Origin of the sequence: Mesorhizobium sp. M0088 (assembly GCF_040322895.1) — a bacterium.
Taxonomy (GTDB): Bacteria; Pseudomonadota; Alphaproteobacteria; order Rhizobiales; family Rhizobiaceae; genus Mesorhizobium.
On sequence record NZ_JAMYUI010000030.1, the window covers coordinates 57,171 to 74,273 of the forward strand.

A 17,103-nucleotide genomic window follows, 5' to 3' on the forward strand; every position below is an offset into this window, starting at 1 on the left:
TCTCGCTGCCGTCCCCGTCGCCTATAGCTAAAGTCCTGAAACTGGATGTGGCACGTACGGCGCCTCGAGTAATTTGACCTCATCTTCCGATAGCTTCATGCCGACGGCCGCGAACGCGTCCTCGAGATGTTGCGGCTTCGTCACTCCGACGATGGGTGCAGTCACCACCGGCTTCGAAAGCAGCCACGCCAAGGCAAGCTGCGCATGAGGGAGGCCCCGTGTTTGCGATAGCGACGTAAGACGGTCGACGACGATCTTGTCCGCTTCTTGTGTTCGGGCGTAATTGCCCGCGCTCAATTCGTCGGTCCGCCCGCGAAGGGTGTCTGGCTCTTCCTGCCAAGGGCGCGCGAGACGCCCCCCCGCAAGCGGACTCCACGGTAAGACGCCAACACCTTCGCTCTCGCACAGAGGGAGCATCTCGCGTTCTTCCTCGCGATAGAGGAGATTGTAGTGCGGTTGCATGGAGACAAAGCGGGTCCAACCATGATTGCCAGCGAGTTGGAGCGCTTTGCAGAATTGCCATGCAGCCATTGAGGATGCACCGATATACCGAACCTTCCCGGATTTGACGACGTCGTGTAGTGAGTCGAGCGTCTCTTCGATCGGAGTTTCGTCGTCCCAGCGATGGATTTGGTAAAGATCGATATAATCGGTGTTAAGGCGGCGCAGGCTCCCCTCCACCTCCGCCATGATCGCCTTGCGTGAAAGGCCGCGTCCGTTTGGATCGGCCCGCATCGGGTAGTAGACCTTCGTCGCGATCACTACCTCGTCGCGCCGGGCATAATCATGGACAGCTCGGCCCAGAACCTGCTCACTCGCTCCGTGGCCATACGTGTTGGCGGTATCGAAGAAATTGATTCCACCTTCGATCGCCCGCTTGATGATTGGTCGGCTCTGATCCTCGCTCAAACCCCAGCGCCGCTCAGTTAAGCCGAAGCTTAAGCAGCCAAGACAGATCCGAGAGACCTTGAGGCCGGTCCTTCCAACGTTGACGTAATCCACCCCGTTCCTCCCCAACTTGAGCTGGTCGATGCAACCCAAGGCTTACACGACCGAACCGATGTCACAGATCTCCGATGGCACCTGGTGCGAAAGACGACGCCGTCTGTCCAAGGCGCTGCCATAGGCACTCGAATACCTGCTCGCGCACCAATGTACCGCGAGTTTCGGCCTGCTCTGGCGCGACTTTACGCTACGGGAAGACGCACCAGGACCTGGCCGCCTTCCACCTTCGTCTCGAACACGGTGATCGGGCAGTCAGCCGGGCCTTGAACCACTTCACCCGAGGTGATTTCAAATTGAGCACCATGCAAAGGGCACTCAATAAGAGTCCCCTCCAGCCAGCCATCGGAAAGAAGAGCGAACGCGTGTGAACACACGTTGGTGGTGGCATATACTTTGTTGTCGATCAGGTAAATAGCAATCCGTTTATCGTCGATTTCGACCGGCGTTACCATATCCTCTTCAAGATCGGAAAGGGCGCAAAGTATTATCCATTCAGAATTTTGCAGCGCGGTATCTATGTTCTTTTCTGCTGTTGTCACAGTTCACTCCGATTGCCGTAATTAGCCAGCTGCCAGGTATAGGTCGGACGGATCGACTTCCTCGGCCCGGCTCATAATATCCGGAGATATGGGCTTGGCAGCCTTTGCGTCTCGCCGGAGCTGCGTCATGTCACGACCGGGGTTGACCCCCACGGCACTGACAAAACGTCCATGGTCATCGGTGCCAATCTCCAGCCACCGTTCGCTCACGACGTCCCCGATGCGATACAGGCGCGTTGCGAGGGCTGGCAGCCCGAATGACTGGAGGGTTACGCCGCACTGATCGGACCAGAACCAAGGTAGGTCCTGATACTGTGTATCCAGACCGCACATGACTTGTGCGGCCACAACTGCCTGATCGCCGGCCACAGTCCAGCTCTCACTGCGTAGCCGCCGGCCAAGCGCGGGCACAGGATAGTTCGTCACTTCTCCTGCGGCATATATTCCCGGGACGGACGTTTCGCAGCGTGCATTCACAACGATCCCGTCGGCGGTGTCGATGCCGGCGTCAGCCGCGATTTCCGCATTTGGCCCGATCCCGATGGCAATAAGGACCATGTCAGCAATGGCCGACCCTCCATCCCAAGTCAGAAGGACCTCACCCCTTGAATTATTCGACATGTGCAGATTTGCACAGTTCAAACGGAGCTCACCACCTTCGCTCGCGTGGCGCGTCGCGACCCATTCTGATAAGGAGAGCGAGGCGCTGCGCGGCAGCAGTCGCGGCGCCAGCTCAAAGACCGTTGTTTGACAGCCCAAGCGGCGAGCGATCGCCGAGACCTCCAGTCCTATAAAACCGCCGCCGACAACTGCCAGCCGTCGGCCGCGCGCAAGAGCCGCGCGTAATCGCAAAGCGTCTGATTCGGTGCGCAAATAATGAACTTGTGCTGGGTCCACATTGAAGTTCTCCAGCTGCCGGACCCGAGATCCCGTTGCGATCAAAAGCTTGTCGTAGTGTTCCGGATCACCGTTGTCAGTATGGACGATGCGTCGAAGAGGGTCGATGAGAGTGGCCTTCGTTCCATCCCGCAAAACCACGCCCTTTGCATACAGCTCAGACCCTTTCAGGGTCGGCCTCTTGCCCTCCAAGAGAAAGTCCTTGGACAGCGGCGGCCTGTCATAGGGTGTCCCGCTCTCGCCATGAATCAGCACCGTGCGCTGCTCAGGACACAGCTCGGCGAGCGTTGTGGCGGCACGATGTCCTGCTAGCCCTCCTCCGATGATAACGACCGTTTCCATAAACCTTCCTCAGCGCCTGGCAAATTTGAACGTTGCCAATATGACAAAAGAAACAAAAATCTGGAGATGCACCAGTGTCAAATTCCAGCGAATTCGTTCAGCACAGACGGCCAAGCTTCCAAAGCAAAACCTCGAAACGCCTCCTTGCCAGAAACTGTGCTCCGCGGAATAGGTGGCTTTTGTGCATTTTGCCGGTCCAGAAGGATCCATATTGTTCGATCGCCGACTACGGCAGTGCAGAAGGCTCTAGCACCGCAACAGATCGGACTGCCACATTGTTCGTTTAGAGGTAAAACAGCTTTCTTGTGCAGACATCGCAGGTGCCATTTACGGTATGAACTCCAATCCTATGCCCCATATTTCCAAGACAGTGGCTATGCGCCGCTACGAATTTGTCGTTGACCTCATCAAGCGCGGCATTCGCACAGGGACTCTGAGAGTCGGTGATCGCCTGCCGTCTGTCCGGCAGTTAAGCGAAGATACCGGCTATAGCCCGATGACAGTGCATCATGCATACGAGCTCTTGGAGGCTGAGGGGGTATGCGAGGCACGGCCCCGGTCGGGCTTCTATGTCGTCGGTGTTCCAGCGCCAGTGACAGAACCAGGGAAGAATGGCCACGATGTCCATGGAGAGACTGTAAAAAATCTGCCTGAGGCTTTGCTACATATTTGGTATTCAAATGAGCTTGGCGCATTCGGCAGCTTCTACCCAAGTCCGGACCTATTCGACCGCAACGACATAGACCGGCTTTTGCGCCAGCTTTTGCGCCAAGGCGAGACCAGGCTTGTTGGGTGCGATTCACCACAAGGCGACGTGCAGTTGCGACATGAAATTTCTCGCCGCGCATCAAGGCGGGGAAGCGTCGTAGCGCACGGGGAAATCGTTGTCGGCAACACTGGCATGTCGTGCTTCGACATGTGCCTCAACGCATTTACCAAGCCAGGAGACGTCATTCTTGTCGAAAGTCCTTCTTATTTTCCAATGCTGGCCGGATTGAACCGCAAGAGCCTCTCCGTGGTGGAAATTTATTCCCACCCGCGCTCCGGCATCGATCCCGAACAATTCCTGCATCTTGTCCGCTCTAATTCGGTTCGCGTGGCATTGCTTATGGGCTCCAATCACTATCCCACAGGCGTGACCTATTCCGAGCAAACAATGCGCCGTGTTGTGGAAATTGCTCGCCAACACCAGGTCCTTATTCTCGAAAATGACATGTTCAGCGACCTGAACTACGATGGCAGCAGACAGCCTTCGTTCAAACAACACGATCCGTCCGATATCGTGGTGCAATTCGGGAGTTTCATGGCCTCGCTCCCGCCAGCGTATGGATTGGGTTGGATCATTGCCGGCACCCACACACGACGTTTGATGACTCACCAGTATGCACATGGACTGAACAGCGGTGATGGTATTGTCCAGCGCGCGATCGCCACGTTCCTGGCTACCCGTAGTCAGGATCGACATTTGAGGCAGTTGCGCGGCACACTTGCCGCGAGAATGCAACGGGGCCTCGATTTAATGGCAAAACATTTTCCCAGTGAATGTGTTGTATCGCCTCCCGTCGGCGGGTACATGTGCTGGGTACGAGGGCCAGTCGGCTTCGACGCTACTAGCGCTTTACTTCACGCGATAGAATCCGACTTCAGTTTTCTCCCAGGTCCTATTTTCTCGATCGAGGCCTCCTTCCGAAACTTCGTTGCGCTTAACTTCTCGTTCCCATGGATCGCTCAGAACGAAACTTATCTGGCGAAACTGGGTGAGATGATGCACAAGTCGGTCGGGCGGTGATGAGCATCAGATCGAAGCGTCCCTGAACAACCTCTCGAAACGCAGCACGCTTGATGACGGAAACGGGTTGGGCGGCAGTCAAGATCGGGGGTGGAGTTCAAATGGCCGAAACGATCGCCTTCCTCACCGCGCGTGGCATCCCCTGTAACGGGACATGTCGGCTTGACGCCGCAGGCGGTCAAAATCTTGGGAGGCTATCTGGTCCAAGGCAGAGGCGAGGCCGGCGAACAGATCGTCAAGGACGCTCTGGCCATCGCGCAAGCCGGCGCGTTTTCGGTCGTTCTGGAACAGATCCCGGAGCCACCGGCTCGACGCATCGCGGACGAACTCGATGTCCCGACAATCGGCATCGGCGCCTCTGTCGCCTGTGACCGTCAAATCCTTGTCGTCGATGACATGCTTCGGAACCTATGCACAAGAGGTCCTGGAGCGCCGGTTTCCCGCAGCCGAGCATGTGTTAGATCCTGTACCGGATGTTGAGGATAAGGGAGTGCAAACATGACAGCTCAGTTTCACGAACCGGAGAGGACATGGGACAAGAAAGACGGCGGCGCCAAGCACCTCCTGACCTGCGAATGGCATTAACCCCAGCCACGCAGGGTCACACGGCTGTCTTTGGACATGTTTCAACGACAGCCGCTTTTTTGTTCGCATCCCATCTCTGGGCTTGCACCACCTCCTCGTTGCACCGGGGGTGTTGTTGCCCGCTATGAGGCAAACGAGACCGGTAACTTCTCCGGGGTTACGCGGCGCACAGTAGGGGGGTTTGGGCTTGAATAGTGAAGGCACGCTCGGCTCTGGTGCTCGAAATCGTGTCCGCAGTCGGTCGCGAAGCTCCCTATTCATCTCGGCTGTCCGAACCTGCATTAGCATGTGAGCACCATGTAGAGACCAGCGCATCTGCTGCTTCTTGACCATGCGTTTGGCGATCACGGAATTGACTGCCGACTCGGCAAGGGTCGTGGCCACGCGAAGTCCTGCTTGGTAGCGCTTTCCATAGTTGACGATCGCACTGCGGTTCGAACGGATGTAGGTGAGGAGCTGAGACCCGAGGCTGTGGAGGCGCACCATTGAGAGCTCGCCTTCTCCTTGCGAGACATGCAAGCTTGCCAAGAGCTGCTCCAGGTCGTGGGTCGGGCGATCCACGCCACCGTGCCACAGACGCCACTTCACGGCTCTGATGTCCCTGCCGATGGTCGGAAGTGTTTCAGCGAGACCAGACTGGGATCGGATCACGTGATCCGCGATCTGCTGCATGGGCTGGATCTTCATGGCGATGTGGAACCAGTCGATGATGTGGGTCGTCGATTTCGGCATGGCGCGCGGAAGCCGCTTCAGGATTTCGGCTCCGTCCGAGATCACGGTGACGTCCCCAAAGCCGCAATACCCCTCTTCCCGAAGAGCGTGAAGCGCTCGATCGCGTATCGCAGGTTGGTCAGTATTGGCGGTGACAAAGTAGCGACCGCCGACGTCTCCCCGACCTCCGCGACCGCATCTGGCGACGACGAGCTCGAAGTTTCGCGCTGAATTGGGATCGGCGCTGCGAACGTGCGCCGTATCGATGCTGATGACGAACTCTTTGCGTCGATCGCCAGGAAGCTGCATTTCGAGCTGATGTCGTTCCTCCATCTGCATTCTCGCGCGCCAGGTTTCCTCAGTGCGTCGAGCCGCTCGCCGACTTTGATGGTCCGCTTTCGCACGGTCGCATGAGTCTCGGTCGGTTCGATGGGCAGGAATTCGGCGAGCACGCTGGCGGCCTGCCGGTACGGCATCATGCTTCCCAGTCGCGCCGTCAGTTCCATCAGGTCGGACGTTGCCCGATCCGGACAGATTTCCTTCAACGGCGCGAACGCGGCTACCATTCCTGGGTGACAGTTCTGGCATAGCATCCATCGTGGATTGCGAACCTCCACAGTACCAAAGACCGTTCGAATTCGGCGCATCGTATAGTCTTTGACCGGCCGAAACGTGTGGCAATCGGGGCAGACCCGGCGAGAAAGGGCATAGGTATCCGCCTCGTGGTTCACGACCGCGCTTTGCAGGGCCGTCATGATTTTCTTGCCGTCGTCGATCGACAGGCCGATATCACCGTCGAGCAAGCGTTCGTCGCTTTTCTCAATCCGAACTTCTTGGCGACAGACATCGCCAAGCGCGCTTTTCCCCTCGATCGAGATCGTCCACTCCATCGCGTCACTTTCTCCGCAACAAAAGCGATGGTGATGGACCAGCGGTGCTAACAAATCGTGGCCGACCCCGGAGAAGTTACCGGTCTCGTTAGAAGTGAGGATAGCCCGATTGGCCCTCGCTGTTAAAGAAATACTGCCTGCGATCGCTGCCGATGCGCGGTTCGCTTTTGATCCGGGCGGGATGGAGATAACGTAGCAACGTCCGTCTTGCGTTAGATTACACTGCAACATCCACTTCGTCCCCGTCGAATGCACATCCGGCCGCGGCGGCGACAGTCCGGTCCTGCCAGAGCTGGTCGGTAGGCTCCCAGAGGTGATAAGATCGGCACGGCGCGCTATACGCCCGCGTCATTGAGCGCGGATCTTCCCAATCCGGGAAGCGCGGATCACTGTTGAGAGGACTGCCCCTCGCGCGAGCGCGCAAAGTGAGAGGACTGCCCCTCGCGCGAGCGCGCAAAGCGACTCTGCGAGCTCCTCGGCACTACGCTGCTCCCTCATGTGTCGAGCCGTCGTCTTGCAAAAACGCCATCAGAGCCAAAGTGTCTCCTACGTGAAACAACTACATCATACGCCGCGGATTTTTGATGCAGGTGGCGCATTTTCGACATCTTTTGTGCGTCTTCAGTTTGCTCCCAAGCATTATTCTTCGCCATCAGATTCGGCAGGACGCGTCTCGTTTCAATGACGAGATAGTAGCTCTTCTTGTATTAAGATAGTAGTTCTTCTTGTATTATCGGGGACTCCATTGACGAGATTTTCGGGATTTCGCGTCTTTGCTGAGGCGATTAAAGGTCATTCTGGGTGGAAGCCTTTGTGGCGCAATCCCGATCCGCAGCCGTTTTACGACTATATCATAGTGGGCGGAGGCGGGCATGGCCTTGCGACAGCTTATTATTTAGCCAAATCATTCCGCCAATCCCGTATCGCTGTATTGGAGAAGGGTTGGCTTGGTTCCGGAAACGTTGGCCGAAACACGACAATCATTCGTTCCAATTACCTTTTGCCGGGGAATGGGCCTTTCTACGAGTTTTCGCTGAGGCTCTGGGAGGGACTGGAGCAGGAATTGAATTTCAATTCGATGGTCTCGCAGCGCGGCGTTATCTACCTCTTTCACTCGGATTGGGAGCTCGACAACTATCGGCTCCGCGCCAATTCGATGATGCTGTCCGGCGCGGACGCCCGGTTGTTGAGCCGGCAGGAACTACAAAGGATGGTGCCCTTCCTAAACTACAACAGCACACGCTTTCCGATCCATGGCGGCTTTATGCAGCCGCGCGCCGGAACGGCACGACATGACGCTGTTGCATGGGGGTACGCTCGTGGCGCCGATCTGGGGGGTGTGGATATCATACAGAATTGCGAGGTCACGGGTTTTCGGATCGTCGACGGCAAGATCCGCGGCGTGGACACGTCGCGCGGCTACATAGGTGCTTCTAAGGTCGGAGTGGCGGTGGCAGGTTCCTCTAGCCGCGTGATGGCGATGGCGGGCATGCGACTTCCGATCGAGAGCCATGTCTTGCAGGCGTTCGTGACGGAGGGCCTAAAGCCCACCATTCCGGGTGTGATCATGTTCGGCGCTGGGAACTTCTACGTAAGCCAATCCGACAAAGGAGGCTTGGTATTTTGTGGGCATATCGACGGCTATAACTCCTACGCACAGCGCGGCAATCTGCCCTTGCTTGAGGAGGTATGCGAAGGGGCCATGGCCATTATGCCGATGATTGGACGCGTGCGACTTCTGCGGCAATGGGGCGGCATTATGGATATGTCGATGGATGGTTCGCCGATTATCGACCGAACGGGCGTTGAAGGCCTTTATTTCAACGGAGGCTGGTGCGTAGGGGGCTTCAAGGCTACGCCCGCCAGTGGCTACGCTTTTGCCCATCTGCTCGCTACCGATACTCCTCATGAGACCGCGCGCGCCTACCGACTCGATCGATTCGCGAGAGGACTATTAATCGATGAACTGGGCGCGGGTGCGCAGCCGCAATTGCAGTGAGGCCAAATGCTGATCCCCCATCCACTTCTGGGCTTGCGCGATGCAAGAGAATTTATCTATCTCGGTGACGCCCGGCTTATCGAGCGCCCAGACCCGTCTGCACCGGCTGCTGAGTCCGCCTTTTATGACTATGTATATTTGCGTGAGAATCCGGCAGGCACTCACCGCGAGCTGTGGTTTCACGAGCAGGGCGACCGTTCCTGTCTAGTGGTTACGCGCAACACGGTCACACATGAGATTCTCGGAGCGGAGTTGGCGCGGGACATTGCTCTTGCGCGAGCGAGGAGCGAACCATGACTCGGCTTACGGGCGGATTAATCGACCGGTCACAAACGCTTAACTTCAAGTTCGACGGTAGAAGCTATCAAGGCCATCCTGGCGACACGCTCGCCTCGGCCCTCGTAGCCAACGGCGTTCGCTTGGTGGGGCGCAGCTTCAAATATCATCGTCCCCGAGGGGTGCTGACTGCAGGCTCGGAGGAGCCCAATGCTCTAGTCGAACTGCGTACCGGTGCCCGGCAAGAGCCCAACACCCGCGCGACAACGGTTGAGTTGTTCGAGGGGCTGGTTGCGCGAAGCCAGAATCGGTGGCCCTCGCTTGACTTCGACGCAATGGCTATCAACGACCTGTTGTCGTCGCTTTTCACAGCGGGGTTCTACTACAAGACCTTCATGTGGCCGAAGAGCTTCTGGGAGAAGGTTTACGAGCCCGCCATCCGTAGAGCTGCGGGGCTCGGAAAGATCTCAATGCAGCCCGATCCCGATGCCTATGACAGGGGCTTCCTGCATTGCGACCTCCTCGTGATCGGCGGGGGGCCGGCTGGGCTTGCTGCGGCGCTGACGGCAGCTCGTTCGGGCGCCCGTGTGATCCTGGTGGAAGAGGATTTCCGCTTGGGCGGACGGCTCCTGTGCGAGACGGAAACACTGGGCGAGGTGCCGGTCGCCGATTGGATCTCAGGGTTAGAATCAGAATTCGAAAGCCTGCCGCGTCTTCGGGTGATGACCCGTACCACGGTTTTCGGCGTCTATGATCACGGCATCTACGGTGCAGTGGAACGTGTTTCGGATCATCTCGCTGAGCCCGGTGGCCGAGTCCGCCAGACATTTTGGCGCATCACCGCGAAACGCGCAGTGTTGGCTGCAGGCGCGATAGAGCGGCCCATCGCCTTTGCGAACAATGATCGTCCTGGCATCATGCTGGCCGGCGCGATGCGCGCATACGCAAATCGCTGGGCGGCGTGCCCCTCCGACAAGGTCGCTGTCTTCACGAACAACGAGGACGGTCACCGTACCGCCCTGGATCTCGCGGCCAAGGGCGTCCAGATCGCTGCGGTAATCGACGTGCGCCCTGAGGCGAAGGCTCGTGGTGACTACCGGCTGATCGCGGGGGCCATGGTGACTGGATCGCGCGGCCGACTTGGCTTGAAGTCAATTGAGGTTTTGGCAAACGGCAGGACCGAAGAGATCAAATGCGGCGGGCTTGGCGTCGCGGGTGGCTGGAACCCGAACGTGCATCTGGCTTCGCATCATCGCGGTAAGCCTACCTGGAATGATCAATTGCTGGCGTTCCTGCCCAAGCAGAACGAAACGCCAGGCTTGCTTGTGGCGGGCGCTGCTGTGGGGTGCTTTTCGACCGCGGCAGCGCTGCAGTCCGGCGCGGAAACGGCGAGAGGTGCGTTGGAGGACATTGGGATAACTGCAAAATTGCCTAGTTTGCCGTGTCCGGGCGACGACGCATATGCCATTGCGCCGGTGTTTCACGTGCCGGGCACAAAACGCTCATGGGTCGATTTCCAGAACGACGTGACAGTAAAGGACATCAAGCTCGCGTATGTTGAGAACATGCGGTCGGTAGAGCATCTGAAACGCTATACGACCATGGGCATGGCGACGGATCAGGGCAAGACCGCCAATGTGACTGGGCTCGCCGTGATGGCGGAGCTCACTGGAAAGACAATCTCGGAAACCGGAACCACGGTCTTTCGTCCGCCCTATACTCCCGTGGCGCTGGCTGTCCTCGGCGGCGGCGATATTGGATCGCACTTCCGCCCACCCCGCCTTACGCCGACCCACAGCTGGGCCGAAGCCCAGGGTGCGGTTTTTGATGAATCTAGCCCATGGCGGCGACCCGAGTATTTTCGCCGTGAGGGGGAAAGGCATTGGCGCGAGAGCGTAGATCGCGAGGCCAAGGCGGTGCGTAGCTCGGTGGGCCTATGCGACGTGTCGACACTCGGAAAAATCGACGTTCAGGGCATCGATGCGGGGAAGTTCCTCGACCACCTGTACAGCAACATGATATCGACGTTGAAGGTCGGCCGCGTTCGCTATGGTCTGATGCTACGCGAGGATGGCTTCGCCTATGACGACGGCACGTGCGCGCGGCTGGCCGAGGATCATTTTGTGGTCACCACAACCACGGCCAATGCTGGGCTGGTTTATCGCAATATGGATTTCGCCAGGCAATGCTTATGGCCGGAGCTTGACGTACAGCTGATTTCCACGACCGAGGCATGGGCGCAGATCGCTGTTGCGGGACCGAGTTCGCGAACGCTGCTGACCCGTATCGTTGACGGGTTCGACCTTTCGAATGAGGCGTTTCCTTTTATGGCCTGCGCGGAGCTACAGGTCTGCGACGGTCTGCGGGCGCGGCTCTTCCGCGTCTCCTTTGTCGGAGAACTTGGCTACGAGATCGCGGTGCCTACCCGCTACGGCTACGCGCTGATGGAACGATTGATGGAAATTGGTGCTGATCTGAGAGTAACGCCTTTCGGGGTCGAGGCGCTGTCCGTCCTAGGAACGGAAAAGGGTCACGTAGGTGGAGCCCAGCTTAACGGCCAAACCACCGCCGAAATGCTCGGGCTCGGCAAAATGGTTTCCCAAAAGAAGGATTGCATTGGCGCGATCATGTCTCGTCGCGAAGGGCTTGCGGGGGATACGCGGCGCCTGGTGGGTCTCCAACCTGTCGAGCCGAGGGACAAGATCGTTGTCGGAGCACATCTCTTCACCGAAGGGGAAGCATTCAATCACGATAACGACCAGGGCTGGATCACATCGGCCTGCTATTCACCCCATGTAGGGACGATGATCGGACTCGCTTTTGTCAAGAACGGTATTGAACGGCTGGACGAGGTGATCGTGGCGTCGAATCCGGTCGAAGGAGAAAATGTACGCCTCCGCGTCGTATCGGCGCCTTTCGTGGATGCTCAAGGAGTGCGTTTGCGTGGTTAATCTGAAGCCGCTCATGGCGCTCGGCGCCGAAAAGCCTCGTAGTGCAATGCTTCCAGTATTAGAACTTTGTGAGAGCAAGAACTTGGCGCTTACCTCCTTAACGCTTCGCAGGGGAGCCCTTGAGCCCAAGCCGTTCGGTTTGAAATTGCCTGGGCCGGGATGCTGGGTAGCAGGTCACGATGTGTCAGCTTTCTGGACCGGGCCGGATCAGTGGATGATCGAGACCGAAGGCCGCGCGGACGAAGACTTTGCCATGACTTTGAAGGTGGCGGCCCCCGGTTGCTCTGTGACCGAGCAGACAGGTGGGTGGGTAACGGTCGAAATTAAGTCCCGTGCCGGCACGTGGCCCATCGACGCATTTCTGGAGAAACTGATCAACATCGATCTTGCCGACTTCGGTCCGGGGAAAGCGACACGCACAGCCCTAGAGCATACCATATGTTTCGTCATCCGCCGCAGTGAAACCCGTGTTGCTGTGCTCGGCGCACGATCGTTTGCTTCTTCGCTTTGGCACGCATTGGAGTTAAGAGCAAAAAGGTTGGAGGAAAGGGCTCCATGAGCACCGGCGCAAGGTGCAAGCGGCGTGTTCGACTGAAACCGGACGGCAAAATCAGCTGCTGCCCCCTGGAGTGGTGTAGCTGGCACTGACCGTCGCCCATGTCTTGGTTGCGGGCCTGCTAGCTCAGGAGCCTCGGCTGGCAGGCTGACGAGGCGTGATCAGCCCGAGGGCGCGATGGTTTTGAGTCCCTCGTATCGGGCGCGCCTGAGGCCCCAATTATCCTGGTCGAGGAGCAAGACACCCACGAGGCGGAAAGATCGCTTCTCGGTGCGGCGCCTGATTTCGCCGTTCAATCTTTCGAGCGGGTTGGCGAATGCAGTTTGTGCCGACGCTCCTTCGGAGGACACGTAGGCAGGCAGGCCATTATGGTCGGCTGCGAGGCTTATGTTTCAGCTGCCCTGCCAATTGATTTTGGATTTGGCAGGTTATTGGGAAGGCCGGGTCGAGATGTTTAGGCTTCATGCAGGGACGCTGTGGTCACTTTTTCGCAGTTTAACTTACTTACATGATCACGTGGAATGTACAAATGTGGAGATCTAGATGAGCAAAGACGTGCACGCTGATAAAAATCAGGCGTATGGTCTTTCTGGCGCCGGTGACGATAGATATCTTGGCGGAATGGATTCAGATCCTCGGTTACTCGGGTGGATGCAAGGATTTCCGCCTTCGCCGGACAAGCGGATCACGTTTGAAAGGGATCAATTTCTTGACTTTCCTCAGATCCGGTGGACGCTTTCGCATTTGCGGGAACTCGGCGCGACTGTAAACGTGCGTCGGGGAAACAAGGCGGCATCTCATTTCGAGCGGTATGACAGAGCCCACGAAATCAACGAATTGAAATTCGACGATCTGAATGGCAGGACAACACGGTTCGAAGATGCGTTGTACGACACCTACACCGACGGCATTGTCGTTTTGCATCGAGGGCGCATAATTTATGAGCGCTACTTTGGCGCGTCGGAGCCATCGCTGGCGCACGCTCTGTATTCAGTGACGAAGGTCTATGTTGGCACATTGGCTTCCGATTTGATTTACCGAGGGATCCTAAATGAATCGAAATTAGTCCCGCACTATGTTCCCGAGCTACGGGGTACTGCGTGGGAAGATGCTACGATCCGCCAAGTAATGGATATGCAAGTTGGCGTTGGATATACAGAAGATTATGCAGACCCGACATCGGGCGTTCGCACTTACATGCTTGCCTGCGGAATGCGTCCGCGCCCCGCGCATTCTGACGTACCAACTAACTTCTACGACTACTTGCGTGCGCTGCGCAAGGAAGGTATGCACGGCGACGCCTTTGCGTACAAAACTGTTAACAGCGACGTTATAGCCTGGGCAATGGCGAAGGTGACCGGGTTTAATCTCGCCGATTATCTTCATCAACAATTGTGGTCGCGGTTAGGTTGTGAAGAAGATGGCTATATGCTCATTGATTCAGTCGGTACGCCAATGGCCGGAGGCGGCTTGTCGGCAACGCTGCGTGACATGGCTCGTTTCGGCGAGCTCATTCGACGTGAGGGTGATTGGCATGGAAGCCAGTTGATCCCCGCATCTGTTATCGATGAGATCCGTCGCGGTGACGATCCGGCCAAGTTTGCAAAGACTGGTTCCGATCTATTGCGGGGCTACTCTTATCGCGCGATGTGGTACGTTTCGCACAACGAGCTTGGTGCTTTCGAAGGCAAGGGCATGCACGGGCAGCGACTCTACATCGCCCCTGAGGCCGAAATGGTGGTCGCGAGGTTCGCGTCGCATCCAGTCGGGTCGAGCGTGGGTAACGATCCGATCAGCGTACCGCAATTTCTGGCGCTCGGAAGGATGTTGCAAGAGTGAAGCCAGGCTGCTTTCGATGACGTCATTTATCCGGACTGCGGTCCCAGCTTGAAGCGACCGCCGCCTTAGCGATCGTCAGGACCCTTGGTTACGAGGCGGCGCGGATAGAGAAGGAAAGGCTCGTGGGCACCCGTGGCTGAGATTTGCCTGCAATCCGCACTCCGGCCCACCCGGTTTGAATTCCCGCCGTCAGCCCAAAATCAGGTGCATGGAAAAAGCCGGCGCAGGATTTCACACCTGCTTTGGCGAAGCCAGAAGATGACGGCTGCAGCGATGCAGATGGCGGAGAAGTAGGTGTGGGCACATCGGTCGTTGCGCGTTGCGATGCGTCGCCAGTCCTTGAGCTTGGCGAATAGGTTCTCGACCCTGTGCCGCTGGCGATAGAGTGTCTTGTCGTAGGCGTAAGGGACTTTGCGGCTGCGGCTCGACGGGATGCAGGGCACGATGCCTTTGGCTTGGAGTTCTTGGCGGAACCAGGCGCTGTCTTATCCGCGATCCCCGATCAGGCTTGAAGCGGGCGCAGCGTAAGACCTTATGTCCTTTCTGGTTGCCGGCTGTGAGGTGGTTCGCCCTACACTGGCAGTGTTGAAGCGAGGGTTGCTCGTCGAGCCTATCCTCACGCCAGCATGCCAGGAGGACGAACCATGGAAGACTATAGCGTTGCAGGGATTCCCAAGGGGTTTGAAGTATTGGAAAATGCCGGAAATCGAATCCGATCCTGTCCCTTTCCGGTGTTTTCGCGATGCTGCCATCCCGTCCGTCACGCAACAGGAATGACCTCTTCCGCGAACGTCTGGACGCGATCATCAACATGAGGCACCCGCTGGTCCGGCTTTCAGGTCTGATGCCATGGGCACGGTTCGATGAGACGTTCGGCCGCTTCTGCCGTCCGGTCGGCAGGCCGGCCAAGCCGACGCGGTTGATGGTCGGGCTGCATTACCTCAAGCACGTCCATGACCTGTCGGACGAGGAGGTGGTGGATCGCTGGGTGGAGAATGCCTACTGGCAGTATTTCTGCGGCTTCGAGTTCTTCCAGCACGAGGCGCCGATCGACGCCAGCACGATGACGCGCTGGCGCAAGCGGATCGGGCCGGAGGGGCTTGAGGAAATGCTGAAGGCGAGCGTCGAGGTTGCACTCGACACCGGGACGGCCAAGCCGAACTCGCTGGAGCGGATCACCATCGACACCACGGTGCAGCCGAAGGCGATCGCCCATCCGACCGACAGCCGGCTTTACCTGAAGGCCATCCAGATACTGGTTCGCCAGGCGAAGCGGCATGGCGTCGTGCTCAGGCAGAGCCACACCCGACTCGCCAAGGCCGCGGCGGTTCGCGCCGGCCGCTATGCCCACGCCCGGCAGTTCCGCCGGATGCGACACGAACTGAAGCGCCTGCGCACCTATCTCGGACGCGTGTTCCGCGACATCAGCCGCAAGATCGCCGGCAATGCCAAACTCGAGGTCAGGTTTGCTCGATTGCTCGGGCTGGTCGAGCGGCTGCTGGTCCAGAAGCCGAAAGACAAGAACAAGCTCTATTCACTGCATGCGCCCGAGGTGGTCTGTATCTCGAAAGGCAAAGCCCGTACGCCCTACGAGTTTGGCTGCAAGGTCGGGATCGCAACGACGAACCGGGAAGGCCTCGTGCTGGCCGCCAAATCCTTCGAGGGTAATCCGTATGACGGCCATACGCTCGCCGCGACCGTCGATCAGGCGGTGGAGATCGGCGGCGTCGACCCGGACCGCATCTATGTCGACAAGGGCTATCGCGGCCACGACTACAAAGGCTCGGGCTCGGTGATGATCGCCGGCCATCGGCGCGGCCTGACGGCCACCATGAAGCGGGAACTGAAGCGACGATCGGCCATCGAGGCCACCATCGGCCAAATGAAAACCGATGGGAGGCTGGACCGGAACTTCCTTCTCGGCCATGTTGGCGACGCCATCAATGCGCTGCTCGTGGCCGCAGGCCACAATCTGCGCCTCATCCTCGCCACGCTGGCGCTTTGGCGTGCGCTCATCCTGCTGGCGCTTGCTGCTTCAGCCGCGAAACCGGATACTTCCCCCCGTCTCCGCGACCATGCCGTGTCAATGGCTTAACCGTTGTTCAGGGCGGACCATGTAGGCTTCGGCATCGACGCCGCAGAGCTTGCAGGTTTCTATGATGCTGAGCACGACCGCTGACCGCTCCGCCGCGGCGAAGTTGCCCGAGAAAAGCCAGTTGCGCCTTCCGACCGTAAATCCACGAATGGCACGCTCCGCGATCAGGTTGTCGGGCTCGAGCTGGCCATCGTAGAGGAAGCGGTTGAACGCGCGCCATCGCTTGGTGCCATAGGCGAAGGCCTTGGCGATATCGGCATGGCGCGACAAACCCTTGCCCTGGCGCATGAGCTGTCGTCGCAGCGCACGGACCAGTGGTCGGGTCCGACTTCGTCGTGCGGCCAATCGGTCGGCGGGCGGCAGCCCCCGTATCTCTTCCTCGATCCGGTAGATCGCCTGGATACCGGCCATCGCCGTCGTGCTGAGCTCGGTCGGCTGGCTGTCGTGAACGTCGAATATCTTGCGACGCAGATGGGCCAGGCAGGCAGCTTCTCGAATGGCGCCGCCCTTGTAGAGCTGATTGTAGCCGCTGATATGTTCTCCAGAACATATCAGCGGTTATGTTGCGGCCGTCCATATGCGGCCACATGCGGCGGCCGCCTCGCTAACAACCAGCGTCACGGAGCCCA

General features: G+C 58.2%; 11 protein-coding genes and 4 pseudogenes. 8 read left to right on the top strand and 7 right to left on the bottom strand.

Going from position 1 to position 17,103, the window contains the following annotated elements:
- Positions 1 to 27 precede the first annotated feature (27 nt).
- The 3 genes from NKJ67_RS29500 to NKJ67_RS29510 all read right to left on the bottom strand — a co-directional run bounded on the left by NKJ67_RS29500 (position 28) and on the right by NKJ67_RS29510 (position 2,783).
- A complete protein-coding gene (locus NKJ67_RS29500) occupies positions 28 to 1,002 on the bottom strand; it encodes an aldo/keto reductase (protein WP_352584752.1) in 975 nt (324 codons plus the stop codon).
- 185 nt (positions 1,003 to 1,187) lie between these two features.
- A complete protein-coding gene (locus NKJ67_RS29505; RefSeq protein WP_352584754.1) occupies positions 1,188 to 1,544 on the bottom strand; it encodes a Rieske (2Fe-2S) protein in 357 nt (118 codons plus the stop codon).
- A gap of 21 nt (positions 1,545 to 1,565) precedes the next feature.
- Positions 1,566 to 2,783 (bottom strand): NAD(P)/FAD-dependent oxidoreductase, encoded by a 1,218-nt coding sequence (locus NKJ67_RS29510; RefSeq protein WP_352584756.1) that lies wholly within the window; start codon positions 2,781 to 2,783, stop codon positions 1,566 to 1,568.
- A gap of 334 nt (positions 2,784 to 3,117) precedes the next feature.
- On the opposite strand from NKJ67_RS29510, the gene NKJ67_RS29515 reads away from it, so the two are divergent.
- Together NKJ67_RS29515 and NKJ67_RS29520 are read left to right on the top strand one after the other, a co-directional pair.
- Positions 3,118 to 4,572: an aminotransferase-like domain-containing protein gene (locus tag NKJ67_RS29515; RefSeq protein WP_352584758.1), complete on the top strand. Its 1,455-nt coding sequence runs from the start codon at positions 3,118 to 3,120 to the stop codon at positions 4,570 to 4,572.
- 35 nt (positions 4,573 to 4,607) lie between these two features.
- Positions 4,608 to 5,074, top strand: a pseudogene (locus NKJ67_RS29520) (3-methyl-2-oxobutanoate hydroxymethyltransferase); the annotation flags it as partial.
- Positions 5,075 to 5,391: 317 nt separating this feature from the next.
- Here the strand turns inward: NKJ67_RS29520 and NKJ67_RS35245 are convergent.
- Positions 5,392 to 6,758: pseudogene (locus NKJ67_RS35245) on the bottom strand (ISKra4 family transposase); the annotation flags it as partial.
- A 745-nt stretch (positions 6,759 to 7,503) separates the two neighbouring features.
- Here NKJ67_RS35245 and NKJ67_RS29530 point away from each other — a divergent pair.
- Genes NKJ67_RS29530 through NKJ67_RS29545 form a run of 4 tightly spaced genes read left to right on the top strand, consistent with a single transcriptional unit; the run spans position 7,504 to position 12,543 of the window.
- Entirely contained in the window at positions 7,504 to 8,757 is a 1,254-nt protein-coding gene (locus tag NKJ67_RS29530; protein WP_352584762.1) for a sarcosine oxidase subunit beta family protein, read from the top strand.
- A gap of 6 nt (positions 8,758 to 8,763) precedes the next feature.
- Positions 8,764 to 9,054, top strand: coding sequence for a sarcosine oxidase subunit delta (locus tag NKJ67_RS29535; RefSeq protein WP_352584764.1), 291 nt, complete (start codon positions 8,764 to 8,766; stop codon positions 9,052 to 9,054).
- A complete protein-coding gene (locus tag NKJ67_RS29540; RefSeq protein ID WP_352584766.1) occupies positions 9,051 to 11,984 on the top strand; it encodes a sarcosine oxidase subunit alpha family protein in 2,934 nt (977 codons plus the stop codon). The genes NKJ67_RS29535 and NKJ67_RS29540 overlap by 4 nt, the downstream gene beginning before the upstream one ends.
- On the top strand, positions 11,977 to 12,543 hold the full coding sequence (locus tag NKJ67_RS29545; RefSeq protein ID WP_352584768.1) for a sarcosine oxidase subunit gamma: 567 nt from the start codon (positions 11,977 to 11,979) through the stop codon (positions 12,541 to 12,543). The genes NKJ67_RS29540 and NKJ67_RS29545 overlap by 8 nt, the downstream gene beginning before the upstream one ends.
- A gap of 158 nt (positions 12,544 to 12,701) precedes the next feature.
- Here NKJ67_RS29545 and NKJ67_RS29550 read toward each other — a convergent pair.
- Positions 12,702 to 12,883 (bottom strand): annotated as a pseudogene (locus NKJ67_RS29550) (transposase); the annotation flags it as partial.
- Between the two features lie 200 nt (positions 12,884 to 13,083).
- Here NKJ67_RS29550 and NKJ67_RS29555 point away from each other — a divergent pair.
- Positions 13,084 to 14,379, top strand: coding sequence for a serine hydrolase domain-containing protein (locus NKJ67_RS29555; RefSeq protein ID WP_352584770.1), 1,296 nt, complete (start codon positions 13,084 to 13,086; stop codon positions 14,377 to 14,379).
- Between the two features lie 200 nt (positions 14,380 to 14,579).
- Here NKJ67_RS29555 and NKJ67_RS29560 read toward each other — a convergent pair.
- Positions 14,580 to 14,894 (bottom strand): annotated as a pseudogene (locus tag NKJ67_RS29560) (transposase); the annotation flags it as partial.
- Positions 14,895 to 15,121: 227 nt separating this feature from the next.
- On the opposite strand from NKJ67_RS29560, the gene NKJ67_RS29565 reads away from it, so the two are divergent.
- Positions 15,122 to 16,474: an IS5 family transposase gene (locus NKJ67_RS29565; RefSeq protein ID WP_352584772.1), complete on the top strand. Its 1,353-nt coding sequence runs from the start codon at positions 15,122 to 15,124 to the stop codon at positions 16,472 to 16,474.
- Here NKJ67_RS29565 and NKJ67_RS29570 read toward each other — a convergent pair.
- Positions 16,463 to 17,029, bottom strand: a complete 567-nt coding sequence (locus NKJ67_RS29570; RefSeq protein WP_352584822.1) for an IS66 family transposase — start codon at positions 17,027 to 17,029, stop codon at positions 16,463 to 16,465. The two genes, NKJ67_RS29565 and NKJ67_RS29570, sit on opposite strands and share 12 nt — an antisense overlap.
- Between the last annotated feature and the right edge of the window lie 74 nt (positions 17,030 to 17,103).